Raw genomic sequence first — 6,685 nt, forward strand, 5'->3', positions numbered from 1 at the left:
TGAATGGGTTTTTAAAATTTCCATTCCGCCTTTAATCAGCACCTTACCTCATCCGCTCAAAATAGCTCAGGTCTATTTTTGCATTGGCCTTCAACCTTGCTATCCAGTCCCTTATAGCCTCCTGTTTCTTTCTATTGGCCACGTTTTCTGTAAAGCTCTCTTTTTCTTCATTGAATCTGGCCTCATCAATATCCTGCCTCTCTTCAAATTTGATAACATAGGCCCCTGTCTGATTCTCAAACACAGTCTCAGGGTATGGGTTATCCTGGGTCAGATTAAATGCAGCCTCATTAAGCCCCTGGGCAGGCCCTATCTTTTCCGGGTTTCCTTCCCTGGTAAAGAAGTCTGTTGTCTCAGGTGTCTTACCCTTTTCTATAGCAAGCTCTGCCCAGGTATCTTTCTCCTTAACGGTTTTCAGGTAGGCTTCAGCCTCTTCCTTTGCAGCCTTGAGCGCCATGTTGTCCACAAAATCCGCCTCAACAGCGGCATAGACCTCATCCAGTTCCGGTAAATATGAACTCTTTTTATCTATCACCTGCATTATATAGAACTCATTATTCTGCTCTACTATCTCAGTCAGATCACCCTTTTCAAGGGTAAAAAGGGTCTCAGCAAGCTTTGTGTTATTCATAATCACTGGCGCCGGCTCAGCCTGTGAAAAAAAGTCGGTTGTTATGTACTGCTCGTTATTTTCAGCGGCATATTTTTCAAGATCAACATCATAGGGCATCTGGTCTAAAAGTGTTCTAGCCCTTTCATCTGCCATGTCCATGCTTTTGATTCTTCTTAAGATACTGTCTACCTGCCCCTTTGCCTCATCATATGCCTTGACTGATCTTTCCTTTTTATCTTCCACCTTTATGATGTGATACCCATAGTCTGTTTTTACCAGATCGCTTATCTGGCCCGGTTCAAGCGCAAAGGCTGCATCCTCAAACTCCTTAACCATCCTGCCCTGTGAAAAATAGCCCAGGTCGCCGCCCTTTGATTTTGATGTATCATCAGAGAATTCAGTTGCAAGCGCCGCAAAATCCTCGCCCTTTTTTGCCCTTTCAAGCACAGATGCGGCCTTTTCCTCTATCTTTTCAATCTCTTCAGGTGAGGCATCCTGGGCGGTCATAAAGAGTATATGGCTTGCCTTTACCTGTTTTTGCTGTGTGAACATATCTATATTGTCTTCATAATAGCCATTAAGGTCATCCTCTTCCAGGGTGACCTCATTACTGAATTTTTCAGCGCCTATCTTTATATAGGCTATTTTTATCTTTTCAGGGACCCTGTAACTCTCCCTCTTTTCATTAAAAAAGGTGTTCATGGCCTCCTTATCCCGCGGGACAGCATCCCTGAACTCATCGGGTGTAAATTTAACGAAACCGACCTTTACCTTTTCATTGGCATACCTGTAGTGATCAAGCACATCCTGTGTGCTGGGCACAATAAAGGCTGTGATAAACTGAGCGACCTTTTGTTGCAACAACTCTCTTGTATATCCCTCTTCAAATACCTCAGGTGTTGTACGATTGTTTGACAACACAGCCCGGTATCTGCCTTCATCAAACCTGCCGTCAGTCAAAAATGCCGGTATCTCCAGTATCTTTTCCTGTATCTCGGCTTTTGTAACCGTGAGCCCCAGTTTTTCTGCCTCCTGGGCAATAAGCTTCTGCTCAATGAGCCCCTCAAGCGCCCGGTTTTTCAGGTCAAATGCCTCAACCAGTTTATCATTCCAAAAGCTCTTGTACTGGTTCTGGAAGGAGGTAAGCATATCACTGTAAGCCTTTTCATACTCTACCCTGCCTATAGCCTCCCCGTTTACCTCGGCAACCTTAATGCCATCATCAGAATTAAATGAGTAACCAAAGTAGAAGATAAAAACCAACGCAATTATTCCAATCAAAAATTTTATAATCCATGACTGGGCATGTTTTCGCATCAAACTGAGCACCATTTTTTTGAGTCCTCCGATATTTTCCTTTTAAAAAAGGCTTTTATTAGCATTATCTATGGCCACTGTCCATATTATTCTTGGTATACTGGTGGTCAAAAATTAAACTGATTACAATAAGTTTTGAGTTTACAAAAAGGGGATAAAACTGATATTCAAGTGAGCCTTAAAATAGATATGAGGAAAAAAATGGCTGTAAACAAAGGGCTGCGCGTAGAAAAAATAGGCGGGACATCAATGACAAGGTTCCCCGAGATAATAAAGAACATAATCCTTTTTGATAAAGATGATATATATAACCGGGTGTATGTGGTCTCAGCATATGATGGTATCACGAACATGCTCCTGGAGCATAAAAAGACCCGTGTCCCTGGAATATATAAAAAATTCAAAGATCGCGAAGATTACAACTCCCCATTAGCAGAGCTGAAAAATCATCTGTTCGCTATTAATGAAGGCTTTGAAAAAGCGGGCCTGAATCTTGATGAGGCAAACAGTTTTATTGCTGAACGCATAGACGGTGCATTCAGTGTTTTAAAAAGCATGGATACAGTCCTGGCATCCGGGTATGTAAACAGAAACGAGGTGCTTCTTGCAGCGCGTGAGCTGCTGGCCTCCCTTGGCGAGATGCACAGCGCCTTTAACTCGGCCAATATTCTTAAGAATCTCGGGTATAATACAACCTTTGTTGACCTGAGCGGGTGGCAGGATGACAGGGAATTATCCATTGACGGGCGCATAAAGGATGTCTTTAATAGCATTGACCCATCTAAGAGCATCTGCTTTGCCACAGGGTACACCAAGGGCGTTGAGGGTATTATGCGGGAATTTGACCGCGGATACTCTGAGGTAACCTTCTCCAAGGTGGCTGTGCAGCTTAGGGCCGAAGAGGCAATCATTCATAAGGAATATCACCTGAGTTCAGGCGACCCCAAGATAATCGGCGAAGAGCATATTCACCCCGTCTGCAATACAAACTTTGATGTGGCAGACCAACTGGCTGATGTGGGTATGGAGGCCATACACCCCAAGGCATCTAAACCGCTGGAGCTTATGAGGATACCTATCAGGATAAAAAACGCCTTTGAACCGGAGCATGACGGTACGGTTATCACTAATGACTATAAATCTGTTGAGTCAAAGATTGAGATCATTGCCGGTTCTGACAGGGTAGTAAGCCTTGAGGTCTATGAGCCCCAGATGGTGGGGGAAGTCGGTTTCGACCTCAAGATCATGGAGGTTTTGAAGGGCCATAATGTCTCATACATTACCAAGATGACAAACGCCAATACAATAGAGGTGATTATTGATGAAGAGGATTGCACCGAACCCCTTGTAAAAGAGCTTGAAAAGAGGTTCCAGAGTGTCACCCTCTCCAATGCCGCTATTGTATGCGCCATTGGCACCAATATTGCCAAACCGGGTATCTTAGCCGCTGCCACAAGGTCACTTGCCGATGAAAAGATAAATGTAATGGCCATCTCGCAGACCTCAAGACAGACCAATATGCAGTTTATAGTTGAAAGGGCGGATTTTAAAAAGACGCAGCAGGCCCTGCACCGGGCAGTATGTGAATAGCAGAAAGGACACGGAGGAGATGTAGAAGTTTTAAATAAAGCTCTTTGAACTCCGTGTCCTTATATGGTTGAAGTGACAGACTAAAATTGAACCGCAAAGACGCAATGGGCGCTAAGAAAAACAAAAATCATTAATTGATAGTAAAATAAAAGATTTTCTCTGTGTTCTCCGCCTGTCCCGCCATAGCTTCAGCGAAGGCGGATGTCCTCTGTGGTGGAAACTCTAATTCCCTAAAAAAATACTAAATTGAAGCAGGAAAAATTAATTAGAGAGTTCAATTTACAACCCTTCCCGGAGAAGGCTCAACCTGAAGAATGCCGGATCAACGTTAAAATTATAATATCTCCTGAAAGCCTGCACATAACATTTGAACTGCGCACCAGATCTGATACCCTTTTTATCCCTCTGTTTGACCCATCAACAGCAAAGCGGACCGATAACCTGTGGGCGTACACCTGCTTTGAGATATTTATTGGGAGCAGAGATGGAGAAGCCTACAGGGAGTTTAATCTCTCGCCCTCTGGCGCATGGAATGTATATTTATTCAAAGGTTACCGAGAGGATATGCAAACAGACCAGGCCTTTACCTCCCTGCCATTTGATGTGCATGTAATCCCTGAACGTGGGCTTGATCTTACAGTTGAAATTGATAATGAACTTGTACCCATAACAGCAGATACCCTTATCGGGCTATCTGCTGTGCTTGAACACAGTACAGGCATTAAAACTTACTGGGCGATTAGACACCCGAAATCCACCCCTGATTTTCATGCAAAAGAGGGGTGGGTTAGTTTATGATCACGAATAATTTTGACAGCAATATATATTTTACTTATAGTCTTTGCACAAAACCGGTCTAACTAATAAAATCAAAGGAGAAAGATATGGCAGGCATTATGAAACTGAAAAATGTTTTACGTGAACCCAATGTCGTTCAGCTTAAACCCTGGAAATCAATCCACAACACAATCAAGGAGCCTATGATCACGGGCCTGGGCCCCCTTGATATCAAGGACTCTGTACTTGCGATGGGATTTGCACGTATCACCAAACCGGATGTGCTCGGTTCACCGACCCATGCGCACCCATTTGATCAGTGGATATACCTGATCGGTGAAAGCACCAACTTTGTCGACTTTGATGCAGATATAGAGTTTACACTCGGGGACGAAATCATCAAAATCAATTACCCCTGCTATATCTTTGTACCCAAGTACACCAAGCACTGCCCGCTGGATATAAAGAGGGTAGGAAAGCCATTAATATTTATAGATGTAAGCATTACAGCTGAGGCATCTGTAAGACCTACAAAGCTGTCAAAGGTTGTGGGCCGTCCCAATTACGTTGCTAAAAACAATAAGCCAAAAAAGGCTTCTAAAAAATCAAAGGCGGCTGAAACACCCAAAGCTGCTAAGGTAGCAAAAGCTGCTAAGGCAACAAAGGCCACCAAGGCTGCTAAAGCACCCAAAGCAGAAAAGGTAAAAAAGGCGGCCAAGGCCCCTAAAGCTACAAAGACAGTAAAGGCCCCAAAGCCAAAAAAGGCAGCAAAGACAGTTAAAGCGCCAAAGGTGGCTAAGACTGCTAAGAAAGTAAAGGCAACAAAGAAGAAATAATCATAGATTGGTTTGGTTCATCTCTTCACCTCTTTAATATAGTGTGATAGCAACCAGTTAAAGGGGTGAAGATGCTCGCGTATAATACCTTGAACCATACGTTTGCTGTGTATTCGGAGTTTAAATATACGCAGGAAGGATTATCTCTGCTGGGTTATCTGAGCGTAAATCGGAAAAGAAGAATATGAATCCCATCAAGTACGCCAGGTTCTTTTTTGGCAATATAACCAGTCAATTTGGAAGTGCCGACGACACTAAGCCGCTGGATCAATTAATCAAGGAAGCAAAGGAATATTTCGATCCAATGCTTCCCAGAAATGCTGATGCCGATACAAGACTTGATTCGATAGAAATTGATGACAGACAACTGATTATGAATAGCACTCTAATTACAGCCACAAAAGACGACATCAATATTGATGAATTTCCCAGGTTGCTCAGGCGCGCTCTGAGAGATGAAGCCTATCGCCGAAAGCGCCTAAAACGTATTTTGAAAAAAGTCGGTACACTTGTCTATCGCTATGAGGATATGAACGGTGACTATGTCACAGAGATTGGGCTTTGTGAACGGCTAAAATGATGTACAAAAAGATACCATCACTTTTGACTTTAGTCTGTTGCCAAATATAATCAGCGCTAAAAATTTTCAAGTTCCTTAAGCTGTAATTTATTGCACTCAGGACATACACCTCAAATTATGTTTATTTATGATTGATTATTAGTCTATTAATGGATACTATGCCAATGCTTTGTTAAAAAATTTCAAACTCAGTATCATTTTTTTAATAATCCGGTTCATCTTTGTGTATAACATTCAAAATGTAAAGATAGCCGGATCAAGTGAATAAATTGTTAGCTGGAGGAATCGAATGAACAGCGGATATCTGAAGATAACTTTCGCTCTGGCGGCTGCTATGACGTTAATCGCCGGGTGTGCAACAGAACGCCACATCGCCCCAACATTGTCCGAACCGCCGAGGGTGGGCCTTGAACTGAAACCGCCAGTTCTCGGAGCCGTTTTTGATGGTAGGGCAAATCAAGAGCCAAAGGATGCGGCGGTACAACTGCAAGAAGATTTGAAAAGGATTTACGGTTCTTCGATTGAATGGAAAGACTACTTCACAAAGATCCCACCCGGTCGAGTAGCAGTTCGCATTCGGATCGTCATCTTGGGTGCGTCTTTCGGGAGCCGTCTGATTTCTTCGGTAGCATTCGCCAATGCGGTAAGCTCCGCTCAGGGAAACGCATCAGGGTCATGGGGAACAGTCGTGGGCACTGTTTCGACTCAGCAGTCGATCTTCGCCGGGTCCTTTTCTGGCGAAGGCTGGTGGAATGGTGCCGCCTGGATTGATCTTGAAGTGCAGGACTGCCGAGGCGTCAAACCCACAACCTTTACTTTGCCAATTGCGGCTGAGCATAGAGAATCGAACGAGGCTGTCGAAAAACCCTTTTTTCGAGAGATTTATGCTCCCAGGGTATGGCAGCCCTAAAAAAATTATTTTTATAAAAATAAAACGAATTTAAAAAACGAAAGTCAAAATCCCGATGAAAA

Annotated in this window: 6 protein-coding genes; 5 read left to right on the forward strand and 1 reads right to left on the reverse strand. The window is 43.4% G+C overall.

The genetic code is table 11. The features are described from left to right. Positions 1–43: 43 nt before the first annotated feature. Complete coding sequence (locus GX654_20555) at positions 44–1,945, reverse strand: hypothetical protein (protein ID NLD39254.1); 1,902 nt, start codon at positions 1,943–1,945, stop codon at positions 44–46. A 186-nt stretch (positions 1,946–2,131) separates the two neighbouring features. Here GX654_20555 and GX654_20560 point away from each other — a divergent pair, with 186 nt between their 5' ends. The 5 genes from GX654_20560 (at position 2,132) to GX654_20580 (ending at position 6,623) form a co-directional block, all read left to right on the forward strand. Continuing rightward, the gene (locus GX654_20560; protein ID NLD39255.1) at positions 2,132–3,520 is read left to right on the forward strand and encodes an aspartate kinase; all 1,389 of its coding nucleotides are present in this window, start codon (positions 2,132–2,134) and stop codon (positions 3,518–3,520) included. 246 nt (positions 3,521–3,766) lie between these two features. Further along, positions 3,767–4,318 (forward strand): DOMON-like domain-containing protein, encoded by a 552-nt coding sequence (locus GX654_20565; protein NLD39256.1) that lies wholly within the window; start codon positions 3,767–3,769, stop codon positions 4,316–4,318. An 86-nt stretch (positions 4,319–4,404) separates the two neighbouring features. Further along, complete coding sequence (locus tag GX654_20570) at positions 4,405–5,133, forward strand: hypothetical protein (GenBank protein NLD39257.1); 729 nt, start codon at positions 4,405–4,407, stop codon at positions 5,131–5,133. Between the two features lie 184 nt (positions 5,134–5,317). Beyond that, positions 5,318–5,713, forward strand: coding sequence for a hypothetical protein (locus tag GX654_20575; protein NLD39258.1), 396 nt, complete (start codon positions 5,318–5,320; stop codon positions 5,711–5,713). A gap of 289 nt (positions 5,714–6,002) precedes the next feature. Further along, positions 6,003–6,623, forward strand: coding sequence for a hypothetical protein (locus tag GX654_20580; GenBank protein ID NLD39259.1), 621 nt, complete (start codon positions 6,003–6,005; stop codon positions 6,621–6,623). Positions 6,624–6,685: the final 62 nt, after the last annotated feature.

The sequence above is a fragment of the Desulfatiglans sp. genome, assembly GCA_012513605.1.
Lineage (GTDB): Bacteria > Desulfobacterota > DSM-4660 > Desulfatiglandales > HGW-15 > JAAZBV01.

Bases quoted from the DNA above. Each gene is read 5' to 3' on its own strand.
- GX654_20555 (NLD39254.1), bottom strand. From the start codon at position 1,945: ATGGTGCTCAGTTTGATGCGAAAACATGCCCAGTCATGGATTATAAAA.
- GX654_20575 (NLD39258.1), top strand. From the start codon at position 5,318: ATGAATCCCATCAAGTACGCCAGGTTCTTTTTTGGCAATATAACCAGT.
- GX654_20570 (NLD39257.1), top strand. From the start codon at position 4,405: ATGGCAGGCATTATGAAACTGAAAAATGTTTTACGTGAACCCAATGTC.
- GX654_20560 (NLD39255.1), top strand. From the start codon at position 2,132: ATGGCTGTAAACAAAGGGCTGCGCGTAGAAAAAATAGGCGGGACATCA.
- GX654_20580 (NLD39259.1), top strand. From the start codon at position 6,003: ATGAACAGCGGATATCTGAAGATAACTTTCGCTCTGGCGGCTGCTATG.